At 71.6% G+C, this 21,050-nt stretch carries 27 protein-coding genes; 15 read left to right on the top strand and 12 right to left on the bottom strand.

Features of this window, described 5'->3' with window-relative positions:
- Nucleotides 1-21: 21 nt before the first annotated feature.
- Genes P3T41_RS00135 through P3T41_RS00115 form a run of 5 tightly spaced genes read left to right on the top strand, consistent with a single transcriptional unit; the run spans nt 22 to nt 4,927 of the window.
- A complete protein-coding gene (locus P3T41_RS00135; RefSeq protein WP_280686821.1) occupies nt 22-966 on the top strand; it encodes an ATP-binding cassette domain-containing protein in 945 nt (314 codons plus the stop codon).
- Nucleotides 963-1,793 (top strand): ABC transporter permease, encoded by an 831-nt coding sequence (locus P3T41_RS00130; RefSeq protein WP_280686820.1) that lies wholly within the window; start codon nt 963-965, stop codon nt 1,791-1,793. Before P3T41_RS00135 ends, P3T41_RS00130 begins: the two co-directional genes overlap by 4 nt.
- A gap of 43 nt (nt 1,794-1,836) precedes the next feature.
- Nucleotides 1,837-3,144: a histidine kinase gene (locus tag P3T41_RS00125; protein WP_280686819.1), complete on the top strand. Its 1,308-nt coding sequence runs from the start codon at nt 1,837-1,839 to the stop codon at nt 3,142-3,144.
- Nucleotides 3,144-3,812, top strand: coding sequence for a response regulator transcription factor (locus P3T41_RS00120; RefSeq protein WP_280686818.1), 669 nt, complete (start codon nt 3,144-3,146; stop codon nt 3,810-3,812). The genes P3T41_RS00125 and P3T41_RS00120 overlap by 1 nt, the downstream gene beginning before the upstream one ends.
- A 17-nt stretch (nt 3,813-3,829) precedes the next feature.
- Complete coding sequence (locus P3T41_RS00115; protein ID WP_280686817.1) at nt 3,830-4,927, top strand: beta-eliminating lyase-related protein; 1,098 nt, start codon at nt 3,830-3,832, stop codon at nt 4,925-4,927.
- Between the two features lie 12 nt (nt 4,928-4,939).
- On the opposite strand, the gene P3T41_RS00110 is transcribed toward P3T41_RS00115, so the two are convergent.
- The 3 genes from P3T41_RS00110 to P3T41_RS00100 form a co-directional block, all read right to left on the bottom strand.
- Nucleotides 4,940-5,584 carry a hypothetical protein gene (locus tag P3T41_RS00110; RefSeq protein WP_280686816.1) on the bottom strand — a complete coding sequence of 215 codons (645 nt, stop codon included), beginning with the start codon at nt 5,582-5,584 and terminating at the stop codon, nt 4,940-4,942.
- Between the two features lie 97 nt (nt 5,585-5,681).
- Complete coding sequence (locus P3T41_RS00105; protein WP_280686815.1) at nt 5,682-6,593, bottom strand: undecaprenyl-diphosphate phosphatase; 912 nt, start codon at nt 6,591-6,593, stop codon at nt 5,682-5,684.
- Between the two features lie 164 nt (nt 6,594-6,757).
- Nucleotides 6,758-7,300 (bottom strand): DoxX family protein, encoded by a 543-nt coding sequence (locus P3T41_RS00100; protein WP_280686814.1) that lies wholly within the window; start codon nt 7,298-7,300, stop codon nt 6,758-6,760.
- A 115-nt stretch (nt 7,301-7,415) separates the two neighbouring features.
- On the opposite strand from P3T41_RS00100, the gene P3T41_RS00095 reads away from it, so the two are divergent.
- Both P3T41_RS00095 and P3T41_RS00090 read left to right on the top strand, forming a co-directional pair.
- Nucleotides 7,416-7,688 carry a barstar family protein gene (locus tag P3T41_RS00095; protein ID WP_280686813.1) on the top strand — a complete coding sequence of 91 codons (273 nt, stop codon included), beginning with the start codon at nt 7,416-7,418 and terminating at the stop codon, nt 7,686-7,688.
- Nucleotides 7,689-7,740: 52 nt separating this feature from the next.
- The gene (locus P3T41_RS00090) at nt 7,741-8,382 is read left to right on the top strand and encodes a MarC family protein (RefSeq protein ID WP_280686812.1); all 642 of its coding nucleotides are present in this window, start codon (nt 7,741-7,743) and stop codon (nt 8,380-8,382) included.
- A gap of 13 nt (nt 8,383-8,395) precedes the next feature.
- On the opposite strand, the gene P3T41_RS00085 is transcribed toward P3T41_RS00090, so the two are convergent.
- On the bottom strand, nt 8,396-8,836 hold the full coding sequence (locus P3T41_RS00085) for an Lrp/AsnC family transcriptional regulator (RefSeq protein WP_280686811.1): 441 nt from the start codon (nt 8,834-8,836) through the stop codon (nt 8,396-8,398).
- Nucleotides 8,837-8,991: 155 nt separating this feature from the next.
- Here P3T41_RS00085 and P3T41_RS00080 point away from each other — a divergent pair, with 155 nt between their 5' ends.
- From P3T41_RS00080 to P3T41_RS00070, 3 genes are all read left to right on the top strand, one after another.
- On the top strand, nt 8,992-9,843 hold the full coding sequence (locus P3T41_RS00080) for a tryptophan 2,3-dioxygenase family protein (RefSeq protein WP_280686810.1): 852 nt from the start codon (nt 8,992-8,994) through the stop codon (nt 9,841-9,843).
- On the top strand, nt 9,840-11,087 hold the full coding sequence (gene kynU, locus P3T41_RS00075; protein WP_280686809.1) for a kynureninase: 1,248 nt from the start codon (nt 9,840-9,842) through the stop codon (nt 11,085-11,087). The genes P3T41_RS00080 and kynU overlap by 4 nt, the downstream gene beginning before the upstream one ends.
- 186 nt (nt 11,088-11,273) lie before the next feature.
- A complete protein-coding gene (locus tag P3T41_RS00070; RefSeq protein WP_280686808.1) occupies nt 11,274-11,774 on the top strand; it encodes a hypothetical protein in 501 nt (166 codons plus the stop codon).
- Between the two features lie 133 nt (nt 11,775-11,907).
- Here P3T41_RS00070 and P3T41_RS00065 read toward each other — a convergent pair whose 3' ends face one another.
- The 3 genes from P3T41_RS00065 to P3T41_RS00055 all read right to left on the bottom strand — a co-directional run bounded on the left by P3T41_RS00065 (nt 11,908) and on the right by P3T41_RS00055 (nt 14,121).
- Entirely contained in the window at nt 11,908-12,405 is a 498-nt protein-coding gene (locus P3T41_RS00065; RefSeq protein ID WP_280686807.1) for a hypothetical protein, read from the bottom strand.
- 112 nt (nt 12,406-12,517) lie between these two features.
- Complete coding sequence (locus tag P3T41_RS00060; protein WP_280686806.1) at nt 12,518-13,162, bottom strand: uridine kinase; 645 nt, start codon at nt 13,160-13,162, stop codon at nt 12,518-12,520.
- A complete protein-coding gene (locus tag P3T41_RS00055) occupies nt 13,162-14,121 on the bottom strand; it encodes a zinc-binding dehydrogenase (RefSeq protein WP_280686805.1) in 960 nt (319 codons plus the stop codon). Before P3T41_RS00055 ends, P3T41_RS00060 begins: the two co-directional genes overlap by 1 nt.
- 198 nt (nt 14,122-14,319) lie before the next feature.
- Between P3T41_RS00055 and P3T41_RS00050 the strand changes: the two genes are divergently transcribed.
- Nucleotides 14,320-15,024: an SDR family oxidoreductase gene (locus P3T41_RS00050; RefSeq protein WP_280686804.1), complete on the top strand. Its 705-nt coding sequence runs from the start codon at nt 14,320-14,322 to the stop codon at nt 15,022-15,024.
- Nucleotides 15,025-15,091: 67 nt separating this feature from the next.
- On the opposite strand, the gene P3T41_RS00045 is transcribed toward P3T41_RS00050, so the two are convergent.
- Nucleotides 15,092-15,352 (bottom strand): hypothetical protein, encoded by a 261-nt coding sequence (locus P3T41_RS00045; protein ID WP_280686803.1) that lies wholly within the window; start codon nt 15,350-15,352, stop codon nt 15,092-15,094.
- Between the two features lie 443 nt (nt 15,353-15,795).
- Between P3T41_RS00045 and P3T41_RS00040 the strand changes: the two genes are divergently transcribed.
- Nucleotides 15,796-16,464 carry a lytic transglycosylase domain-containing protein gene (locus P3T41_RS00040; RefSeq protein ID WP_348533614.1) on the top strand — a complete coding sequence of 223 codons (669 nt, stop codon included), beginning with the start codon at nt 15,796-15,798 and terminating at the stop codon, nt 16,462-16,464.
- 145 nt (nt 16,465-16,609) lie between these two features.
- Here the strand turns inward: P3T41_RS00040 and P3T41_RS00035 are convergent, their stop codons facing one another.
- The 3 genes from P3T41_RS00035 to P3T41_RS00025 form a co-directional block, all read right to left on the bottom strand.
- The gene (locus P3T41_RS00035) at nt 16,610-16,843 is read right to left on the bottom strand and encodes a hypothetical protein (protein ID WP_280686801.1); all 234 of its coding nucleotides are present in this window, start codon (nt 16,841-16,843) and stop codon (nt 16,610-16,612) included.
- A gap of 340 nt (nt 16,844-17,183) precedes the next feature.
- Nucleotides 17,184-17,471 (bottom strand): hypothetical protein, encoded by a 288-nt coding sequence (locus P3T41_RS00030; RefSeq protein WP_280686800.1) that lies wholly within the window; start codon nt 17,469-17,471, stop codon nt 17,184-17,186.
- A gap of 50 nt (nt 17,472-17,521) precedes the next feature.
- Nucleotides 17,522-17,950, bottom strand: coding sequence for an ATP-binding protein (locus P3T41_RS00025; RefSeq protein ID WP_280686799.1), 429 nt, complete (start codon nt 17,948-17,950; stop codon nt 17,522-17,524).
- 255 nt (nt 17,951-18,205) lie between these two features.
- On the opposite strand from P3T41_RS00025, the gene P3T41_RS00020 reads away from it, so the two are divergent.
- The 3 genes from P3T41_RS00020 to P3T41_RS00010 all read left to right on the top strand — a co-directional run bounded on the left by P3T41_RS00020 (nt 18,206) and on the right by P3T41_RS00010 (nt 20,268).
- The gene (locus tag P3T41_RS00020) at nt 18,206-19,066 is read left to right on the top strand and encodes a DUF5753 domain-containing protein (RefSeq protein ID WP_280686798.1); all 861 of its coding nucleotides are present in this window, start codon (nt 18,206-18,208) and stop codon (nt 19,064-19,066) included.
- 3 nt (nt 19,067-19,069) lie between these two features.
- Nucleotides 19,070-19,297, top strand: a complete 228-nt coding sequence (locus P3T41_RS00015) for a DUF397 domain-containing protein (protein ID WP_280686797.1) — start codon at nt 19,070-19,072, stop codon at nt 19,295-19,297.
- A 119-nt stretch (nt 19,298-19,416) separates the two neighbouring features.
- Entirely contained in the window at nt 19,417-20,268 is an 852-nt protein-coding gene (locus P3T41_RS00010; RefSeq protein ID WP_348533613.1) for an SAM-dependent methyltransferase, read from the top strand.
- A gap of 450 nt (nt 20,269-20,718) precedes the next feature.
- Here the strand turns inward: P3T41_RS00010 and P3T41_RS00005 are convergent.
- The coding region (locus tag P3T41_RS00005) for a transposase family protein (protein ID WP_280686796.1) at nt 20,719-21,050 on the bottom strand (332 nt) is incomplete at its 5' end.

The raw sequence follows: 21,050 nt of genomic DNA, 5'->3' as shown, positions 1-21,050 counted from the left end.
CCCCCTCGCACGAGGATCAAAATGATCGAAGCCGTCGGCCTCACCAAGCGCTACGGCCCCAAAACCGCCGTCCAGGACCTGAGTTTCACGGTCCGCCCCGGCATCGTGACCGGCTTCCTCGGCCCCAACGGGGCCGGCAAGTCCACCACCATGCGGATGCTGCTCGGCCTCGACACCCCGAGCGCCGGCCACGCCACCATCAACGGCCGCCGCTACGCCGACCACGCCGCGCCGCTGCGCGAGGTCGGCGCGATGCTGGAGGCCCGCGCGATCCACACCGGGCGCTCCGCCTTCAACCACCTGCTGTCGCTGGCCGCCACCCACGGCATCCCGCGCTCCCGGGTGGACGAGGTGATCGACCTGGTCGGGCTGCGCCAGGTCGCCAAGAAGCGGGCCGGCGGCTTCTCGCTCGGCATGGGCCAGCGGCTGGGCATCGCCTCCGCGCTGCTCGGCGACCCGGCCACGCTGATCCTCGACGAGCCGGTCAACGGCCTCGACCCCGAGGGCATCCTGTGGATCCGCAACCTGCTCAAGTCCCTTGCGGTCGAAGGCCGCACGGTGCTGGTCTCGTCGCACCTGATGAGCGAGATGGCGCTGACCGCCGAGCACCTGATCGTGATCGGCCGCGGGCAGCTGATCGCGGACACCTCGGTGGCCGACTTCACCGAGCGCGCCTCGCGCGGCGGTGTGCTGGTGCGCACCCCCGACTCGGTGCGGCTGGCCGAACTGCTGGGTGAGCTGCCCGGCGTGAGCGTGACCGACGGCGAGGACGTCCAGGTGCTGACCGTGGACGGCGTCGACAGCGAGCGGGTCGGCCGGCTGGCCGCCGAACACGGCCTGACGCTCTTCGAGCTGACGCCGCAGAAGGCCTCGCTGGAGGAGGCCTTCATGGAAATGACCAAGGACGCCGTCGAGTACGACGCCGTGGTCGCCCCCCGCACGCTGGTCGAGGAGCACGCAGCATGAGCACCGCCACCCCCACCGCCGTCCAGGCCCGCCCGTCGGTCGGCGGCCCGGTCACGCTGCCGCGGGTGGTCCACTCCGAGTGGATCAAGTTCCGTACGCTGCGCTCGAGCTACTTCACGCTGCTGGCCGCGGTGGTCTTCATGGTCGGTTTCGGCCTGCTCGCCTGCTACGGCGCGATCGACCACCTGAACCACCCCGACGTGCGCGACCACGGCTTCTCGATCAACGCCGCCGACCGCAGCCTGCGCGGCTACCTGGCGGCCCAGCTGGCCGTCGGCGTGCTCGGCGTGCTGGTGGTCAGCGGCGAGTACAGCACCGGCATGATCCGTGCCTCGGTGTCCGCCGTGCCGCGCCGCCTGCCGGTGCTCTGGGCCAAGGCGGGCGTCTTCGGAGCGGTGACCTTCGTGGTGACCCTGATCACCGCGTTCGTCGCCTTCTTCGGCGGCCAGGCGGTGCTCTCCAGCCACAACGTGCAGACCTCGCTGTCGGCCGCCGGGGTGGCCCGCACCGTCGTCGGCACCTCGCTGTACCTCACGGCGATCGGCATCTTCGCGGTCGCGGTCGGCACGATGATCCGCAACACCGCCGGCGGCATCGCCTCGATCTTCGGCGTGCTGCTGGTGCTGCCCACCCTGGTCGAGGTGCTGCCGTCCAACTGGAGCAGCCACATCAGCCCGTACCTGCCCGGCGCGGCCGGCCAGGCGGTCGCCACGCTCAACCCGGACCCGGGCACGCTCGCGCCGTGGACCGGCTACGGCGTGCTCTGGATCTACGTGGTCCTCGCCCTGATCGGGGCTGCCACGGTGCTCAAGCGGCGCGACGCGTGACCACGCACGACAGGCCGGGCCGCATCCGTTGCACAATGGCGCGATGACTTCGCTCGACCAGCTCCCGGCAGCCCTCGGGCGGCGCTTTCCCGGCGCCGCCCGAGGGCTGGCCGCGTTGCGGGGCTGGATGCTCGACGAGCGCTACCCGATCGCCGTCGACCTCGCCTTCGCGCTGGCCGTGCTGGCGCTGGCCAGCGCGGCGCACGGACGGGAGCTGCGGGTCCATCCGTGGGTCTGGATCCTGCAGCTCGCGCTGATCCTGCCGCTCGCCTTCCGCCGCCGGGCCCCGCTGACGGTCTTCGGGGTGATCGCCGGGGTCGCCTTCCTCCAGTGGCTGGTCTACCAGCCGATGCCCGCCGACATCGCGGTGCTGCTCGCGCTCTACAGCGTGGCGGCGCACTGCACCCGTCGCCGCACGGTGCTCGGGTATCTGATCGCCGAGCTCGGCGTGCTGCTGGCGGTCTCCGACCTGCGCCACGCGGTCACCCTGGTCGACCCGGTGGAGACCTGGCTCAAGGCCGCCTTCATGCTCTCCGGCGCCACCACGGCCGCCGCCGTGCTCGGCCTCAACGTCCGGGCCCGCCGGTCCCAGCTGCGCGCGCTGCGCGCCCGGGCCCGCGAGCTGGAGCGCCAGCGCGACCAGCAGGCCGCCCTCGCGGTCGCCGAGGAGCGCTCCCGGATCGCCCGCGAGATGCACGACATCGTCACGCACAACCTCTCGGTGATGGTCGCGCTCGCCGACGGCGCCGTCTACGCCAACCCGATCGCCCCGGAGAAGGCCACCGCCGCGATGCGCCAGTCAGCCGAGACCGGACGCCAGGCGCTCACCGACATGCGCCGGTTCCTGGGCGTGCTGCGGGCCGACGAGCCCGACGCGCTGCGCCACCCGCAGCCGGGCCTGGGCCAGCTCGCCGCACTGGCCGCCCAGGTCCGGGCCGCCGGCCTGCCCACCGAGCTGCGGCTGACCGGCGAGGCCGCCGGCCTCTCCCCCGGCGCCCAACTGACCGTCTACCGGCTGGTCCAGGAGTCGCTCACCAACACCCTCAAGCACGCCGCGCCCGGCGCCCGGGCCCAGGTCACCGTGGACTGCACGACGGACCTGGTGACGGTGGAGGTGCGCGACGACGGCATCGCGCTGCGCCCGCCCGGCGCCCCCTTCGGACCGGCCGAGCTGCTCGGCGAGCCGGGGCACGGCCTGTCCGGGATGCGCGAGCGGGTCGCCGCGTACGGTGGCGGCCTGCTGGCCGGGCCGCTGCCGCAGGGCGGCTGGCAGGTGGCCGCCACGCTCGACCTCGGCCCCGATCCGCACCCGGCCGCCGACACCGTCCCCGACCTCCAGGAAGCCACCTGATGACCATCCGCGTCCTGCTGGTGGACGACCAGCCGCTGCTGCGCGTCGCCTTCACCCTGGTCCTCGACTCGCAGCCGGACATGACGGTGGTCGGCGAGGCCGCGGACGGCGCCGAGGCGGTGCGCCTGACCCTGGAGCAGGGCCCGGACGTGGTGCTGATGGACGTCCGGATGCCCGGGATGGACGGCATCGAGGCCACCCGCCGGATCGTCGAGGACTCCCCCGACACCAAGGTGCTCATCATGACCACCTTCGATCTGGACGAGTACGCCTTCGCCGGCCTGCGGGCCGGTGCCTCCGGCTTCCTGCTGAAGAACGCCCAGCCGGCCGAACTGCTCAGCGCGATCCGCAGCGTGGCGGCGGGCGACGCGGTGGTGGCGCCCCGGATCACCCGCCGGCTGCTGGACACCTTCGCCTCCCAACTGCCCGCCGACGGCGGCTCGCCGGACCGCGCCGAGAGCGCCATCGAGGCGCTGACCACCCGCGAGCGCAGCGTGCTGGTCCAGGTCGCCCGCGGCCTGTCGAACGCCGAGGTGGCCGCCGAACTCTTCCTCGCCGAGGCCACGGTGAAGACCCATGTGAGCCGGATCCTGCTCAAGCTCGGCCTGCGGGACCGGGTCCAGGCGGTGGTCTTCGCCTACGAAAACCGCTTGGTCCGCCCGACCTGACCACCGACAATCGGCGGATGAACGACGATCTCGGGGCCCGCCGCCTGGCCGCCCGACGCGCCAGCCGCCGCATCCTCTCCGGCACCCGGCCGGCCACCATGCGCGAGCGGCTGGCGGCACTGGGCGCGCTGGAGGGTCTGGACGGCCAGCCGGACTTCTACGGCGACGGCCCGGTCCGGCGGTTGGAGGAGCGGGTCGCCGCGCTGCTCGGCAAGCCGGACGCCGTCTTCTTCCCGACCGGCACGATGGCCCAGCAGATCGCGCTGCGCCACGGCGCCGAGCTGACCGGACGCCGAGCCGTCGCGCTGCACCCGCTGGCCCACCTGGAGCGCTGGGAGCGCCAGGCCTACAGCCAGCTGACCGGGCTGCGCGGACTGTGGCCGACCAGCGAACCGCGCCACTTCACCGCCGAGGAACTCACCGCGCTGGGCGAGCCGTTCGGCACCCTGGCGGTCGAACTCCCGCTGCGCGACGCCGGTTACCTGCTGCCGAGCTGGGACGAGCTGGTCGCACTGGCCGGGGCGGCCCGGGCCGCCGGCGCCCGCGTGCACCTCGACGGAGCCCGGCTCTGGGAGTCGACCAGCCACTTCGGCAAGGGACTTGACGAGATATCGGCACTCGCCGACAGCGTCTACGTCTCCTTCTACAAGACCCTGCGCGGCCTGAGCGGCGCGGCACTGGCCGGGGACACCGAGCTGACCGCCTACGCCCGCGCCTGGCGTCACCGCCACGGCGGCAACCTCTACCAGCAGTGGCCCGCCGCCCTCGCCGCGCTGGACGGCCTGGACCGCGAGCTGCCCCGGCTGCCCGACCAGGTCCGCCACGCGGGCACGGTCGCCGCCGCGCTGGCCGAGCTCCCCGGCGCCCGGATCAACCCCGAGCGCCCGCACACCCACGAGTTCCAGCTCTGGCTCCCCCACCCGGCGGCCGCCCTGAACCGGGCCGCCCTCACCCTCGCGGAGACCGAGGGCCTCTGGTTCGTCGACTACTGGGAGGACCGCGCCCCGGGGCTGGCCATGTCCGAGGTCATGATCGCCGCCGAGGCGCTGGAGTGGACCGCCGCGGACGTCACGCGGACGGGGCGGCGGTTCCTGGCGCTGGTGGAGCAGTGCTGAGCAGACCGCGCCTCAGTACCGCAGCGCGCTCCCCACGCTCGCTGTCACGGTGCCCGAGACCACCTGGACGCTGGTCGCCGTCACGGCCGCGGTGGCGCCCGGCTGAACGGGGCCGACGTTGACCGGCACGGTGTCCAGCAGGGTGCCGGCGGCATCCTTGAAGTTGATCAGGATCGTGTAACGCTCAGCCTGGGACTGGTGGTTGACGACGGTGACCGGGACCTGGGCACGGCTGGCGGAGTCGACGGTGACCTGGCCGAGCGAGACGTCGCCGCTCGCGTCGAAGCCGCCGGTGGCGCTGCCCAGCGCGGAGGCGGCAGCGGACTGGGCGGAGGCGAGCGCGGAGGATCCGGCGGTGGCCAGGCTGCTGGCCGCGGAGGCGCCCTGGGAGAAGACGGAACTGCCGGCCGAGCCGGCCTGGGAGGCGATCGACTGCGCCGCGGAGGCGGCCTGCGAGGCGAGCGACTGGGCCGCGCTGGCGGCGGCGGAGACGGTCGAGGTGGCCGGCTTGCTGGAGCTGGAGGAGCAGCCGGCCAGCGCGCCGCCCACGCACAGCGCCGCCCCGATCACCAGGGTGATCGGGGCGAGATGTGCCCGACGGGCGCGCGGACGGCGGGGGGCGAGCTGGCGCAGCGGCGGAGTGTGGCGGTGGTCCATGGCCTCACCTTCGGCGCCGACCCGGCCCGCCGCCAGCGGGCGGACGCATCCAGGTGACACACCGTCAGCCGCGACTCGCCGTCACCCGCTGAGGGCGTCAGATGCTCAGGTAGACCGCGCTGCCGACGCCCGCCAGCAGGCAGTAGATCGCGAACGGGGTCAGGCTGCGGTTCTCGAAGTACTTGGTCAGGAACTTCACCGAGATGTAGCCGGCCACGAAGGCGCAGATCGAGCCGACCAGCAGCGGCCCACGGATCCCGGCGTTCTCCGGCTTGAGCAGCTCGGGCATCTTGAGCACGGCGGCCGCGCCGATCACGGGGGTGGCCAGCAGGAAGGAGAAGCGGGCCGCGTCCTCGTGGTTGAGGCCTCGCAGGATGCCGGTGCTCATCGTGACGCCGGAGCGGCTGATGCCCGGCAGCAGCGCGATGATCTGCGCGGCGCCGATCCAGATGCCCTCGCGGAAGCTCAGCCGGGCCAGCCGGCGGTCCGACTCGATGGCCGGGTCGACGCCCGGCGTGTGCGCGCCCTGCGCGCCGGCCCGGCGGCGCCCGCCGCCGCCGCGGCGCAGCCGGTCGGCGCCGAGCAGGACGAAACCGTTCAGTGCCAGGAAGACCGCCGCGACCACCGGCTTGCCGAGCGCGTCGCGCAGTGCCTTCTCGGCGACCAGGCCCACCAGGCCGACCGGGATGGTGCCGACGATCAGCAGCCAGGCCAGCCGCTGCTCGGAGGTCTCTATTCGGCGCTCGCGTATGGAGGTGAACAGCCCGCGGATCACCCGGGCCCAGTCCTTGCGGAAGAAGAGCACCAGCGCCAGCGCGGTCGCCAGGTGCAGGCCGACCAGCACCGACAGGTACGGCGAGGTGGCGGTCGTGACGTTCAGGTCCTTCTGGACACTGCCGCCGATCAGCGCGGGGATCAGGATGCTGTGTCCCAGGCTGGAGACCGGGAAGAGTTCGGTGACGCCTTGCAGCAGCCCCACGCCGATCGATTCCGGGTAGGTCAGGGACATCGCACACCTTCAGCACTGGTACGGAATCGTCGGAGGGCGACAGCGTACCGAGGCGTGCGTAGAGCGCCTCAAGCCCCTCCCCGCGAGAACGTACTACAGATCTGTAGACGCCAAGCGGGCAGGGGCCCGAATTCACTTGCTGGTCATCTGCGGTGCTCGCACCGCTATTCGGGCTCGCCCTCCATCGCCCGCGCCGCCGACTCGCGGATGCCGCGCTCGCGCTTGCAGACCACCTGGAAGGCGCCCGCCGCGGCCGCGGCGAAGGCGACCGCGCCCAGCCACGGCCGGTTCAGCCGGTGGCCGGTGAGGTGGTCCAGGGAGAGCCGGCCCGGGCCCGCGAGGCCGAGCGCCAGGCCGCAGACGCCGAGCAGCGCCGGGTACTCGTAGCCGCCCTTGACGGCGAAGAAGCCGTGCGGGAAGTGCACCACGCTGGCGCCGAGCATGGTGCCGGCCACGATCGGCCCGGCCACCGGCGTGGCCAGCCCGGCGAACAGCAGCGCGCCGCCGCCCGCCTCACCGAGGCCGGCCGCCAGCGCGCTCTGCCCGCCCGGCTTGAACCCCATCGCCTCCATGCCGGCCGCGGTGCCCTCCAGGCCTCCGCCGCCGAACCAGCCGAACAACTTCTGGGTACCGTGTGCGAAGAGCACACCGCCCACGGCGGTGCGCAGGGCGAGCAGCCCGAGGTCCGTGCGGTTGACGCAGCCCATGGTGGTGTCCTCATCTCTCAGCCCCCGCCTTCCATCCCAGCCGACCCGGCACGGCTCCTCGACCGGGGCAGGCCATCCGGGGGACGCTGGAGCAGAGCACCCGAGGGAGTCAGCGATGGAGTTCCACCTGGACGGCGCCACCGCCACCGACCGGTCCGGGCTGTACACGGCGCTCGGCACGGCACTAAACGGTCCGGACGGCTACTACGGGAGCAACCTGGACGCACTCGCCGACTGCCTGCGCGGCGGCTTCGGCCCGGTGCCGCCGTTCACCCTGGTCTGGCACGACTGGGCGACGGCCGAGCACTCGCCGCAGCTGCCGCCCGGGTACGCGTGGGCGGTGGTCGAGCTGCTCGGTGAGACGGGCGTCACGGTCCGGCTGCGCTGACCCGCCGGTGCGGCGCCGGTGCGGCGCGGCGGGTCTCGAGCATCCTGGGGGAATGTCGACCCTGGATCTGAGCAGCACGTTCGTCACCTTCTTCGCCGTGGTCGGCCCGCCCAAGGTGCTGCTGGCCTACGCCGAGCTGACCCGCACCCGCAGCGTGTCGGAGATGCGCAAGCTGGTGGTGCTCAGCTCCCTGCTGGCGGCGCTGGTCGGGGTGCTGATGGCGTTCTGCGCGGACGCGCTCACCAACTTCTTCCACATCAGCGACGAGTCGCTGCAGCTGGCCGGTGGGGTGATCTTCTTCCTCTACGCGGTCGGGCTGGTCCTCGGCCTGCACCTGGGCGGTGCGAGCGATGATGACGACGAGACGCTGAACAACCCGATGGCCGACGGGGTGCGCGAGCTGCTGCTGCCGTACGTGGCGAGCCCGCTGGCGATGACGGCGGTGCTGGTGGAGTCGCTGACCAAGGAGGACTGGGGCTGGCGGTTCACCGTGGCGGGCGCCTACCTGGCGGTGGTGGCGATCAACACCGTCTGCGTGCTGGCGCTGGCCCCGCTGCTGCGGCTCACCCACCGGACCTCGCTGGAGGTGCTCTCCCGACTGCTCGGGCTGCTGCTCGCGGCGGTCGGCGTGGAGCTGTTCCTGAACGGGCTGCAGGGGCTGGGGGTGCACCTGCCCACCTCCGGCGGGCACTGATGGCTCAGGTGGCTCAGGGCGCGGTGACCGGGCGCCAGGGCACCGGGCTGGAGAGGATCATCGAGCTGCTCGGCTGCCCGTAGGCCGCCAGCCGGTCGACCAGTTCCTCGAAGCTCGCCATCTCCGCCACCGCCACCAGCAGCACGCAGCAGGCCCCGCCGGTCACCCGGTGCAGCTGGAGCACCTCGGGCCAGGCGGCGACCGAGGGATCGCGCAGCAGACAGCGCGGGCCGTAGCACTGCACCTGCACCAGCGCGGTGATCGGCAGTCCGGCCCGGGCCAGGTCGACGTGCGCGTGGTAGCCGTCGATCACGCCCTCCGCCTCCAGTCGGCGTACCCGCTCGGCGACGGCCGGGGCGGAGAGGCTCACCCGGCGGGACAATTCGTTGTAGGAGAGCCGCGCGTCGGCCTGCAGCTCGGCGAGCAGGCGGCGGTCCAGGGCATCCAGGGCCATGATGTTTCCGGGTTCCTTTCCGAGCGGCAGGCCGACGGAGAAAAGACCTTGCGAACGCAAGGCCGACTCACCGATCGGGTCTCCGTCGCCCATTCAAGAGCCGCGGTGGCCCGCCGCACAATAGTCCCCACCTGCCATCGAGGGGGAGCACGATCATGTCCCGGTCCACCGTCCAGACGCCGAACCTGGCGTTCGACCCCGTCCGCGAGGACGCCATCGCCGACCCGCTGACCAGCGGCGCGACACCGTACGAGCGATACGCCCGGCTGGACGTGCTGCACACCCTGCAGCAGCCGCGCAGCACCGTGGACGCCGAGCTGTCGTTCATCGTCACCACCCAGGTCATGGAGTTGCTCTTCGACCTGCTGCGGCACGAGTGGGAGCTGGCCCAGCGCGCGCTGCGGGCCGACGACCTGCCGGGGGCGCTGGCCGCGCTGCGCCGCGGGGCCAACGCGCAGGACGTGCTGAACAGCTCCTGGGACCTGCTGGCCACGCTCACCCCGGTCGAGTTCAGCGCCTTCCGCCCGCTGCTCGGCGAGGCCTCGGGCTTCCAGTCCTCCGCCTACCTGCGGCTGGAGTTCCTGCTCGGCAACAAGTCCGACCGGCTGCTGGCCATGTACCAGGGCGCACCCGAGACGCACCGGGAGCTGTCCGACGCGCTGGCCCGACCCGGACTGTACGACGACGTGGTGGCGCTGCTGGCCCGCCGCGGCTTCGCCGTCACGCCGAACGTGGGCCCCGAGCGGTACACCGCGAGCCCGCAGCTGGAGGCCGCCTGGCGCACCGTCTACACCGACCCCGCGCACGCCGAACTCGTGGTGCTGGCGGAGGCCCTGCTCGACACCGCCGAGCGGGTCACCCGGTGGCGGCAGCGCCACTACGCCTCGGTGAAGCGCTCGATGGGCGCCAAGCCCGGCAGCGGCGGTTCCAGCGGCCTGAGTTGGCTCAAGGCCGCGGCCGATCAGGATGTCTTCCCGGAACTGTGGACCGTACGAGGTGAGTTGTGAGCGTTGACCTGGCGACGATCCCGAGCTCGCGCGAGCAGTGCCTGGCGCTGGACGCGGCCGACCCGCTGGCGGCCTTCCGCGCCGAGTACACGCTCCCGGCCAACGGGACCTACCTGGACGGAAATTCGCTCGGCGTGCTGCCCGTACGCACTCCCGAGGTGGTCCGGCGGACCGTCGAGGAGGAGTGGGGCAAGGACCTGATCACCAGCTGGAACAAGCACAGCTGGATCGACCTGCCCTACCGGCTCGGCGACCGGATCGCACCGCTGGTCGGCGCCGGCGCGGGCGAGGTGGTGGTCTGCGACAGCGTCTCGGTCAACCTGTTCAAGCTGCTGACGGCCGCACTGCGGCTACGCCCCGGGCGGCGCACCGTGCTCGGCGAGCGGGACTCGTTCCCGACCGACCTGTACATCGCCGAGGGGGTCACCGGGCTCTTCGAGGGCGGCCGCAGCGTGCTGCTGCCCTCGGTGGACGACCTGGACGCGCACCTGGACGACGACGTCGCCGTCGTGGTGCTCTCCCAGGTGGACTACCGCACCGGGCGACTGCTGGACATGGCCGCGATCACCGCCAAGGTGCACCGGGCCGGCGCGCTGATGATCTGGGACCTGTGCCACTCGGCGGGCGCGCTGCCGATCGACCTGACGGCCTGCGAGGTGGACTTCGCGGTCGGCTGCACCTACAAGTACCTGAACGCCGGGCCGTGCGCGCCGGGCTTCCTGTACGCGGCGGCGCGCCACCACGACACCGTCGAGCAGCCGCTGACCGGCTGGTTCTCGCACGCGGCGCCGTTCGCCTTCGAGAGCGACTACCGGCCCACCCAGGGGATCGGGCGGTTCCTCACCAGTTTCCCGTCGCTGCTCGCGCTGGCCGGGCTGCGGGCCACCCTGGAGATCTGGGACAGGGTCGACCTGGAGCTGGTGCGGGCCAAGAGCCTGGCGCTGACCGGGCTCTTCATCGAGCAGTGCCGGGCCGACGGGCTGGAGGTGGTGACGCCGGGTCAGCCGGAGCTGCGCGGCAGCCAGGTGGCGGTCCGGCACCCCGAGGCGTTCCCGGTGGTCCAGGCACTGATCGAGCGCGGGGTGATCGGCGACTTCCGGGCGCCGGACCTGATGCGGTTCGGCTTCACCCCGCTGTACCTCTCCTACACCGAGGTCTGGGACGCGGCGCAGGCGCTGCGCGAGGTGCTGGCGAGCGGCGAGTGGCGGGCCGAGCGGTTCAGCGTGCGCGGTGCGGTGACCTGAGCCGAGCGGCCCGACCGGTGCGTGCGGACCGGTCGGGTCGGGTCGGGTCGGGTCGGCACAGCGTTCAAGTGGACCGCCCGTCCGAGGCCGAGCAGGCGGGTGTTAGCGTGCCGGGCGGGGCCGCCGCGACTCGTGGCCCCCGGGCTCCGCCCGCCGCTCGGGAAAGCACGAAGGCTGTCGATCACCATGGCCAAGTTTCTGTTGAGCCTGCACGTCCTGGCCGCGATCATCGCGATCGGTCCGGTGACGGTGGCGGCGAGCATGTTCCCACGCAAGGCGAAGGCTGCCCTGGCGGTGGCCGAGGACGGCGGGACCGCCGCCGCGGCCGATCCGGAGGCGGCGGCGTCGGTACGGCTGCTGTACCGGATCACCCAGGTCTACGCGGTGATCGGGCTCGCGGTGCCGGTGCTCGGGATCGGCACGGCGCAGGTGATGGGGGTCATGGGCAGCCCCTGGCTGATCACCTCGCTGGTGCTCACGGCGATCGCCGCCCTGGTGCTGATGGTCCTGGTGCTGCCCCGGCAGGAGGCGGTGGTCAGCGCGCTCGCGGGCGAGGCGGACGCCGATCCGGTCCGCGCGTTCGGCGGCCTGAAGCTGCTGACCACGAGCACCGGGCTGTTCGCGCTGCTCTGGGCCGTGGTGACGGTGCTGATGGTGCTGCGTCCCGGCTCGACCACGCACGCCTGACGAACCGTCAGTTCGCTGCCACCGGCCCCGGCCGGCCGCTCCCCTGGTGACGCGCCCGGCCGGGTTCCCATCGAGTGGCAGATCTGACGAATCGTCAGCCAGGGCTCGTAGCTCATGGCTCATGGCTCATGGCTCAGGAGATGCCGCAGGACACCTGGCGCGACTCCTGGTCGAGGTCGAGGAACGGGCAGTCGGAGGAGAGGTGGGAGCCGTCGCTGAAGACCAGGTCGACGTAGAGGCTCGGCTCCCAGTGGTTGTTGCCGTGCGGGTCGATCCGCAGGGTGGTGGCGGAGCCCTTGAGCGACTCCCACGAGCCGTGGTTGAGCACGGTGAGCTGGAACGGACCGACGTCGCTGTACTGGTCGAACTGACCGAAGGTGCTGGAGATCCGGGCGTCGGTGGTGCCGTTGATGTCGCGAACCGTGACGGTGACCAGCGTGTCACGGTCCTTCTGGTCGTGGTCGGAGTGGAAGCTGACGCTGGCGCCGGTCAGGACCGCGCCGGCTGCGCGGGGCATGGGCCGGGCGGCCGGGCCGCTCGCGGCGGCGGCCGGCATGATCGTCGCGAACGCGGTGAGGGTCACGGTCAGCAGGGTGAGGCCGAGGCCGGACATGGTTTTGCCGAGAAACATGTGGCGTCCCTTCAGCGGTGTGGCTCAGGCATCCAGCGTGGCATGACAGTTCGGCCACGACCATCACCCACAGGAGTGATGGTTCGCAGCCGTCCCACCAACTCGCCCCCGGTCAGCCCTGGTTCCACGCCAGGTGGGCCGGATCATCGGACCGGACCAGGACTTCGGCCGCCTCCTCCGGGCGCACCTCCTCCTCGTAGCGGACGAAGGCCGGTAGCGTCCACTGCTCCTCCTGCGGGGTGCGTCGCCGCAGCGCCGCCTCGGACATCCGCAGGTGCACCACCAGGTCGAACGGGAACCAGCGTCCGAGCAGGAACTGACCATCCATCAGCAGTGCGGTGCCGGGAGCGAGTTCGACATACGGGCTGCGCGTGGCGCGGTCGGTCTCCGGGTCGCGCAGATCGGGCAGCACCCGGCCGGTGCCGCCCGGGTCCAGCGGGGTGAAGACCTCGCGGAAGAGCGCGTTGTCGTCCAGCCAGAGATCGAGGTAGGCGTCGGCGTCCTGATGCCCGTACTCCAGCCGCAGCGAGGCGGGGCGCAGGAACGAGCGCGACCGCACCCGCAGCACCGGCCGACCGCGCAGCATCAGCTCCTCGGCGAGGGCGTCGGCCAGCTGCCCGGGACCGGTCGCCGGCGCGCCGTCCACCGCGATCCGGGGCCAGGCGCCGCCGTCCGCTGGGATCAACCCTTCGATCCGGTCAGCGAGTTCAGTGGTCAGCCGGGCCCGGCTGATCGGGTGCAGTCGGGTGCCGGCCATCAGCGGCCCGTCTCCAGCAGGGTCTTGCCCAGGGTGGCCCGGGACTCGATCGCCGCGTGCGCCTCGGCGGCCCGCTCCAGCGGGAAGCGCTGGCCGATCACCGGGCGCAGCCGGCCGGCGGCGGCCTCGGCGAAGGCGTACTCGGTGCAGGCGCGCAGCTGCTCGGGGCTGCGGTCGGCGCCGACCAGGCGCACCCCACGGGCGGCGGCCCTCTCCTCGGGGATCGCCGACCACTCGCCGCCGGCCAGGCCGAAGTTGTCCATCCGGCCGCCCGGCCGCAGCAACCCGAAGGCGGCCCGCCCGATCGCGCCACCCACGCCGTCGAAGACCACGTCCACGCCGCCCACCTCCCGCTCGATCCGCTCGACCCAGTCGGACTCGCGGTAGTCGAAGGCATGATCCGCACCCAACTCGCGGGCCAGCTCCAGCTTGCGGGCACCACCGGCCGCCGCGACCACCGTGGCGCCGGCCGCCTTGGCGAGCTGGACCAGCAGGCTGCCGACCCCACCCCCGGCCGCCTCGACCAGCACCCGGTCCCCGGGGCCCACCTCGGCGGCCCGCAGCTGCATCACGGCGGTGCGCCCGTCGGCCAGCAACGCGACCGCCACGTCCAGCGCCAGGCCGTCGGGGACGGCGAAGAGCCCCTCGGCGGGGACGGCGGCCTGCTCGGCATAGCCACCGGAGCCCCCGGTTCCGGTCACCACCTGCCGGCCGAGCAGCGCCGGGTCGACACCGTCCCCGAGCGCGCCGACCGTGCCACCGACGCCGTTGCCGGGGATCAGCGGCGGCGTGGCGCGGAACGGGCCCGTGCCGGTGGCCCGGAACTGGGTCTCCACGAAGGTGATGTTGGCGTACGCGACGTCGATCAGCACCTGGCCCGGGCCGGGGACGGGGTCGGGTGCCTCGCCGGGGACGAGGACGGAGGGGTCACCGAACCGCTTCAACCAGACTGCGCGCATGCTGACGCTCCTTGATCGACTCGAGCTCTCGTCAGCATCCTCGCTCATCAAGCCCGCTTGAGGTCAAGGCACGCATGGCGCGGGCCGGTCGGCGGCGCGGCGGTTGACATGGAGTGCACTTCAAGTGGTGGACTCGAACTCCTGACGGGCTTTCACAAGCACACGCACACGTACACGCACACGCAGGAGCTGATGAAGATGACGGACTCTCCAGTCACCCTGATCACCGGCGGCAGCAGCGGCATCGGCGCCGCGGCGGCCCGGCAGTTGCTCAAGCTGGGGCACCGGGTGGCGGTGACGGCACGCGGTGAGGAGCGGCTGCGCCGGTTCGCCGAGGAGGTCGGGCAACCGGCGGCACTGCTGACGATCACCGGTGACGCCGCCGACCCCGACGCCGTACGCGCGGCAGTGGCGGCCACCGTCGAACGGTTCGGCCGGCTGGACCACGCCGTGGCCAACGCCGGTTTCTCCACCCACGACACGCTGGCCGACGGCGACCCGGCCGGCTGGCGCGAGATGGTGCTCACCAACGTGCTCGGGCCGGCCCTGCTGGTCCAGGCCGCGCTGCCCGAACTGACGCGGTCGCGCGGGCGGATCGTGCTGGTCGGCAGCGTCGCCGGCTTCATCAACTCGCCCGGCAACCTCTACGGCGTCACCAAGTGGGCGGTGCGCGGCCTGGCCGAGAACACCCGGCTGATGGTGACCGACTCGGGCGTGGGCGTCACCCTGATCGCCCCCGGACGGGTGGAGACGGCGTTCTGGGACCAGCGCGAAGGCGGGACGCCGGCCACCTCACTGCTGACGGAGGACCAGGTCGCGTCCTCGATCGTGTGGGCGCTCGGGCAGCCGCAGGGGGTGGACGTCAACACGGTGATCGTCCGGCCGATCGGGCAGGAGCGCTGACCGTTCCCCCGCCCGGAAACTACCGGAAACTACAGGAGTCCAGCTGTTTCGAGCAGAGCCGGGCTGATCAGGAGGCAGTGTCGGGTGCCGACTTGGGCCGCCGCTTCCACTCCCCCGACCCGAGCGGCAGCCAGCCGTCGCCGTCGCAGTCGGCGCACGTCTCCGGTACGAAGCTCGTGCCGACCGCGACGATGTTCTCTCCCTCGTGGCGGACGGAGGACCTGATCCCCATCCGGGCCCGCGTGCGAACCCCTTGGCTGCAGTTGGGGCACTGCATGCGGAACTGGACGAATCCCGGGCTTGATGGCTCCTGCTCGTCATCGCTCATGCGGTCAGTGTTCCTTGGTACCTGCGCCGTTACACCCCTGGCAGAAAGTCGCGATGGTCCCGCTCGCGGCCGTGCGACCGATCTTCACTTCGGGGCTGGTGTGAGCTTCGCCACGCAGCCGGGAATTGCGTACCGTTGCCCGGTTGCGGCATGGTGAAACTTCTGTCAGGCCCCGCGTACGGCCCGTGTGTTGGGCGTCAACTGAATACCGATGGTCCGTACGCCGCCCGAACTCCTTGCCCGCACCGGCTCGTCCGGCACTCGGGCGCCGGGCCAGTGTCTCCCGTGACCAGTATCAGGTGGAGGCCAGTGACCAGGGCATGTTGCGTCCTCACGGTCACGCGGGGTCGACGCTGGAAGGAAACCATGTGACTCGGATCTCGGTCCGGGGAGTTGCTGTGGCCTCCGCCACCGCAGTCACCGCAGTCGGTGCCGTCGTGGGTGTGTCGTCGAGCAGCGAGGCCGCGCCCGCTCAGTCGGTCGACGTCGCGGGGTCCACCCTGCTCGCGGACGTGCCGTCGGCCACCCAGGCGCAGACCATCAGCGACAACTTCGCCGTCCAGTCCTCGGCTCAGCAGCAGGCGGCCGACCTCGCCACGCAGAAGGCCGCGCAGGAGACCGCCCGGCTGAAGGCCGCCGCCGACGCGCAGGCCAAGGCCGCCGCCGACAAGGCGGCTGCCGACGCCGCCGCGGCGCAGAAGGCCGCCGCCGACGCGAAGGCCAAGGCCGACGCTGCCGCCGCCGCCCAGCAGGCTGCCGCCCGCGCCGCGGCCACGTCGCAGCTCGCCACCACGAACTCCGCGCCGCCCGTCGGCTCGTCCACCGGGGGCTCGCCGCAGTCGATCGCGGCCGGGATGATGGACAGCACCCAGTTCCAGTGCTTCAGCAACATCGTCACGCGCGAGAGCGGCTGGGACGTCACCGCCCGCAACCCCTCCTCCGGCGCGTACGGCCTGGTGCAGGCGCTGCCCGGTTCCAAGATGGCCTCGGTCGGCTCGGACTGGCAGACCAACCCCGCGACCCAGATCAAGTGGGGCCTGGGCTACATGAACACCACCTACGGCAGTCCGTGTGACGCCTGGTCGTTCTGGCAGGTCCACCACGCGTACTAGCTTGATCTTCAAGCTATCGCGCCTTCCATGAGGTCGCGGGCGGGTTCTCCGACAGCCTGCCCGTCCGCGACTCGAAGGACCCCTCCGACGACGCGGCGGCCGGCGCGTGGGTGCGCAGGTCCTGGCGGACGGTGAGCGCCCTCGGTCAGCTGATCTTCAGCGCCGCGCCCAGCTCGGCCACGATCCGGCCGTGGACGGCGCGCATCACGGTGAGCGTGGTGTCCAACTCGGCAGTTACGGCGCCCCCGGGACGGGTCACCTGGTGGTCGAGCTGCCGACCGAGCGCGGCAAGGTCGGCGAGCGCTTCGAGTCGGTCGAACGGGCGGTCGAGGCTGCCGCGGGACCCGTCACTCGGCTCGGTGCTGGGCAGCTCGATCATGGCGGCAAGGGTGGGGGGCTCACTGGGCACTTCAGGTGCTCCGTTCAGCTGGGATGTCGGTGGCCGACGCGCGGGCCGCGCGGGCCAGGAACGCCGTGTGCGAGCGGGGGTTCACGGGGTCCCCTGATCGTGGCGGAGCGTCGCGCGCATCCTCATCCGGTGGACGTAGCGTGATGCTCGCTCGAAGCCGTCGACGCAGTACGGCAAGGTGACCAACTTGGCGTCGTCAACGGTGATTTGCGGCCCAGGGGCGACCAAGGTGTGCCGATCGCAGCAGGCGCACCGTCCGAGTCGCCACTGGTGCCGGGGCGGCAACGGGATCGGCCCGGCCGGCGCGCGGCTACTCATCGCCGGGTCTCATCTCACCGCGCACACGGGGCAGCTGGGCCAGCCCAGTGGGCACGATCTCACCTCGCTGGACCCGGCCCAGGCACCGCGCGTGCGCCAGGACGAAGGCCGTAAGCGCTTGAACAGTGCGGATGTTGCAGCCGCCCAGCTCGACATGAACGCCCTCGCGCATCAGGGTGGTGATCCGGACGCCCAGCAGGGGCGGCAGTTCGGCCACCTTGAAGGCGTCGTCGAGCTGGTCGAGGGCGGCTTCCGCCCACTCGCGCAGCTCGCGTGCCATGCACTGCTCTTCAGTCTCAAGACTGCCTTCCACCACGGGATCCGGGCCCACTACGCCACCGCCGGTCCGGGCTCGATGACTGCCCAGACGCGCTTGCCGTGCCCGCCGCGCGGGCCCCAGCCCCACTTGTGGGAGAGCTTGTCGACCAGGAGCAGGCCGCGTCCGGCTTCGCCGTCGGCCGTGACGCGCAGCTGCGGCGCTTTGCGGGACACGTCCTCGACCCAGAGCCAGAGCAGCTCGCCGTCGGTTTCGAGGCCCATCTTGATCAGGTTGCCGCGCGGGGTGCCGTGACGGAAGGCATTGCCGACCAATTCGGTGAGCACCAACACCCCATCCTCCACGAAGCGTTCGCCGCTCGGGACACGCGACAGGAACTCGCGCAGCAGGTGCCGCGCCAGGGCCGGGGAACGGGGGCTGCGCGGCAGCCAGCAGTGATCGCGCCCGCTGGGGGCGGGCGGGGTGGTGAGCGGTTCGGGCATGGCGAAGCTCCCTTGCGGCGCGGCTGGTTGAGGAAGCGGCGCGGGATGACGCGCCCTGGGGTGACGGCCGGCGCGGGCACAGGGATGCCCGGTGACGAACCGTCATGATCACGGTCTGTCGTGGAGTTCTCCACTCCCCGTAGCATCCTCCTGGATGTTCCTATGGTGCAAGTCCCCACTTTGGAAGCCGTTAAAGATTGTTGTCCCGCTCGGAGGAGGGCAGACTTACGAGCCACACCCGAGGGGAGGTCCAACGTGCCGGTGAACAGGAATCCGACTGTCCGTCAGCGGCGGCTCGCGCGAACGCTCAAGGAGCTACGGACGGCCAAGCGGATGACTCTTGCCCAGGCAGCGCAGCAGCTTGCCTGCGCCGAGAGCAAGATCAGCCGGATCGAGGCGGCACAGTCAGGGGTCCGACTTGTCGACCTGCGCCTGCTCCTCGATCTTTATGACGTTCATGACTCAGGCACGCGAGCAGGACTGGAGGCACTGTCCCGCGAGGGGCGGCTGCGCGGCTGGTGGGACCGGTACTCCGAGACGCTCTCTCCGCTTTATGCCGACTACATCGCGCTGGAAGCTGACGCTTCGGACGCGTACAGCATCCAGACCCTTCTCGTGCCCGGGCTCTTGCAGACCGAGGACTACACGCGGGCCGTGGTCCGTGCCCAGATAGAGGATGCGACGCCCCAGCAGGTTGAGACCCTTACCAAAGTCCGCCAGGAACGCCGCTCGGTGCTGACGCGGAACGCACCTCTGCGCCTGTGGGTGGTTCTCTCGGAGTCCGTGCTCAAGCATCAGATCGGCGGCCCGTCGGTGATGCGCGGTCAGCTCGATTTCCTTACTTCGGCCTCCGACAACCCGAACATCAATATCCAGGTCTTGCCAGAAGCCTCGGACGTGCACGCCGCTCTGTTCGGGCCGGTTGTCATCCTGAGCTTCCCGGAGACGACGGAGACGGACGTGGCCTATGTGGACAGCCTGCTCAGCACGCTCTACATCGAAGAGCCGGACGAGGTGTTCAAGTACTCCAACCTGTTCCGCCGTGCTCTTGCCGAATCGCTGCCACGCACCGAGTCAATCGCGCTGATCGAGCGCATCGCAAAAGGAATGGTCTAGATCATGACGAGCAACCTCCCCCCGTCCTCAGCTGCAGCCCGGCTTGCCTGGTACAAATCCTCCTACTCAGGCGCCCAGAGCGATTGCGTGGAAACCGGGCGCGTGGTCACCGGCGGCATGGCCGTCCGGGACTCCAAGGACCCGCACGGTCCCGCGCTGGTCTTCCGAGCCGAGGCCTGGCAGGCCTTCGTCACCGGCGTGCAGACGGCAGCACTGCCCATCGCCTTCTGACCCACAGTCACTCAGCTCAGCGGCCCCACCAGGGAGAACCCTGGTGGGGCCGCTGCGTCTCCCACCTGCACGGTCGCCGTCCCTCCCCAGGCCGTTGACCGGACTATATGCTTCGCCGCGTGACTGATGATCAGGAGACCGCCCTGGACTGGATGTCCGCCTCCGAGGAGGACGGCCAGGAGCCCACCGACCTGCGGCCAGACGTGCCCCACCCGGCCCGGATGTACGACTACTACCTGGGCGGCAAGGACAATTTCCCCGCCGACCGGGCCGCCGCCGAGAAGGTCATGGCGATCAGCCCGCGGGTGCGGCTCAGCGCACAGGCGAACCGGGCGTACCTGCAGCGGGCCGTGCGGTACCTGGCAGAGCAGGGCGTCAAGCAGTTCCTGGACATCGGCACCGGGATCCCGACCGCCGGCAACACCCACGAGATCGCCCAGCAGGTCCATCCCGACGCCCGGGTGGCGTACCTGGACAACGACCCGATCGTGCTGGTGCACAGCCGCGCGCTGCTGGCCGGGGCCAGCCACGGCAGCGCGACCGTGGTGCAGGCCGATCTGCGGGACCCGGCGGGGATCCTGGCCGAGCCACGGGTCCACGAACTGCTCGACCTCGGGCAGCCGGTGGCGCTTTTGCTCTTCGCGATCCTGCACTTCGTGGACGACGAGTCCGACCCGTACGGCATCGTGCGCACCCTGGTCGACGCGCTGCCCTCGGGCAGCTACCTGGCGCTCTCGCACGGTACGGCCGACTTCATCAGCCCCGCGCAGGCCGGCCGCGGCCCCGCCGTCTACTGCGCCGCCACCGAGCGGCTCACGCTGCGCAGCAGGGAGCAGGTCTCACGGTTCTTCGACGGCTTGGAGCTGGTCGAGCCGGGGATCGTCACCGCCCCGCTCTGGCGGCCCGAGCGGCCGGAGCAGGAGGATGACGCCTTCACCGGGATCTGGGCCGCGGTGGGCCGCAAGCCCTAGGCAGTGTCGTCAAAGGATCAGGCCCACAGGAGGAGTGGGGCGAGGGTGGCGACTGCTCGGTAGACACGGCGCTCTTGTCGTATCTGGCGGCCGGGCCCCGCCACTGCTTCAGACGCCGAACGCCAGCGGGTGGGGACGAGGTTCCGTCCACGATGAGCACAGTGCCCTCACGAGGAGCTTGAGGCCGTTCCGCGCGCTCGGCGGCGACAGCGTGCTCGCGCGCTGCTCTTGTCATACCTGATCGGTAGGGTCACGATCATGACCTTGGATCACGGCCTGAACGGCCATATCACCACGGGGACAGTACTCACGCGCGGTGGCGAGGCCGAGACCTGCTCCGACCCCAGTGAGCAGTTTTCATCCTGAAGTCGCTGGTCGCGGGGCTGGTGTGGGTCGGGGCTGGGGTGCTCGTGCGGGTCGGAGGCGTGATCGTCGGTAGGTGATCGTTTGTCAGCGCTGGACCTCAGCGTTCGTCAGCACGAGCAGGGCCCGCAGGAGCGTGGTCGCGTGCCGGGCGTTCATGCGGACCTTGGTGAGGATCCGCCAGTTCTTGAGGTCAGCGAAGCCGTGCTCGTTCGCCGCGCGCTCGCGGCTGACCAGCCGGTTCGCCTCCTTCTGTGCAGCGGTCAGCGGGTGGCCTCGGGTGGCCTTGCGGTCGGTGACGATCACCGGGTCGTCGGGGTCGTCGTCCAGACCGACGAAGCCGAGGTCCGCCAGCGCGCCGAGGCCAGCCGCCCGCAGATGGGTGGTGATCTTGTTGTGGCGGGCGGTAGTGATCTCGC

Origin of the sequence: Kitasatospora sp. GAS204B, assembly GCF_029892155.1 — a bacterium.
In the GTDB taxonomy this organism is placed as follows: domain Bacteria; phylum Actinomycetota; class Actinomycetes; order Streptomycetales; family Streptomycetaceae; genus Kitasatospora.
This window is presented reverse-complemented; position numbering and strand designations above follow the sequence as displayed.